This is a genomic window from Acidiphilium sp. AL (assembly GCF_025499445.1).
GTDB classification, from domain to species: domain Bacteria; phylum Pseudomonadota; class Alphaproteobacteria; order Acetobacterales; family Acetobacteraceae; genus Acidiphilium; species Acidiphilium iwatense.
The window spans coordinates 1-1,266 of record NZ_JAIMBZ010000119.1 but is presented as its reverse complement, the minus strand read 5'-3'; the positions used below and the strand labels follow the sequence as shown (position 1 = coordinate 1,266).

The window sequence follows — 1,266 nt, the reverse complement described above, 5'->3', positions numbered from 1 at the left end:
CGGCCTGAACGCCACCTCGCAACATCAATGACCACGCTCAGAACAACAATCGCCCGCACCCTCGCCAGAACCCTGCCTAGATGCCCGTGTTGCCAACGACAAATCGAGAATGCTCGATTTATGACACAGTAAGATTAGGGTAAAGCTGGGCGGGGTGGTTGGGGCGTATAATTTGACGATCAGCTTCAGTAAGCGCCGCGAGAGAATAGCGGTTGTTGCCGTATGGCGATTTTTATAGTATAAAAGGCCATATGACAGGAGTTGCCTATGTCTCTGCTTAGCCAGATCACCGTTGCGCCAAAGCCTTTTTCGGCTGACCCGATCACCGATGAAGAGGCAGGCGCCATGTTCCGTGCGGTCCTCAACCTCTTCCGCCTTTGGGGGGTGACAGACGACCAGGCCGCGATCATCCTCGATTTGCCGCGCCGGACCTTCGCCCGCTGGAAAGCCGGCGAGATTGGCCGGATTGGCCGCGACGGCAAGGCCAGGCTCTCCAACCTCATGGGAATCCACAAAGCCTTGCGGATCATTTTCAAGGAGCCAGCTCGGGGCTATGCCTGGATCAAAGCCCCGAATACGGGCTTTGGCGATAGCTCGGCTTTGGATGTCATGCTCCATGGTGAATTAGCCGACCTCATGCGTGTGCGGAATTATCTGGATGCGGAGCGTGGCGGCTGGTGATCGACCCGTCGATCGTACCCATCTCGCCGGTTCATTGGGTTGGTGCCAGGCGGATCATCCGCAGCTTGTATCCGCCTATCGATTTGTTTGAGGATATTGCCGATCCAGAAGATTGGCCCTTGTTGATTGCCGCCGAGCAGAAGACCAATCCGCGCCTCATGGAAACGATCGGAGCACTTGATCTGGTGCCGGTGGCGCGGCGCGTTTCCGGGCCGGGGGCGAGCTACCTCATGGCCCCCTTCACGCATGTCAGCCTTGAGCGGCCGAGCCGGTTCAGTGCTGGTGCCTATGGCGTGCTTTATGCCGCGCGAGCGTTCGAGACGGCCGTGCTTGAGACCATTCACCATCATGCCCGTTTCATGGCGCAGACCAGCCAGTCGCCTGGTTGGACATCGCAATTCCGTGAGCTTGTGCTGGATATTCGGGCTTCACTCCATGACCTGCGGGCTACGGCATTCACACAATTTACTTGCGCCCGTGTCTGACCTCTGATTCCCTGCGTCGCTCCTGGATTTGGAGGGATGAGGTGGGTAATCGAGGCGGTGAGCTTGGTCATTTTGGTGATGCGCGCCGAGCGGCGATGGG

General features: G+C 58.1%; 2 protein-coding genes. Both read left to right on the top strand.

The features are described 5' to 3' along the window. The first annotated feature begins 267 nt into the window (after positions 1-267). Positions 268-681 (top strand): MbcA/ParS/Xre antitoxin family protein, encoded by a 414-nt coding sequence (locus tag AiwAL_RS20200; RefSeq protein WP_262313495.1) that lies wholly within the window; start codon positions 268-270, stop codon positions 679-681. Then, positions 678-1,166 carry an RES family NAD+ phosphorylase gene (locus tag AiwAL_RS20195; RefSeq protein WP_262313494.1) on the top strand — a complete coding sequence of 163 codons (489 nt, stop codon included), beginning with the start codon at positions 678-680 and terminating at the stop codon, positions 1,164-1,166. Before AiwAL_RS20200 ends, AiwAL_RS20195 begins: the two co-directional genes overlap by 4 nt. Positions 1,167-1,266: the final 100 nt, after the last annotated feature.

Bases quoted from the DNA above. Each gene is read 5' to 3' on its own strand.
- AiwAL_RS20200 (WP_262313495.1), top strand. From the start codon at position 268: ATGTCTCTGCTTAGCCAGATCACCGTTGCGCCAAAGCCTTTTTCGGCT.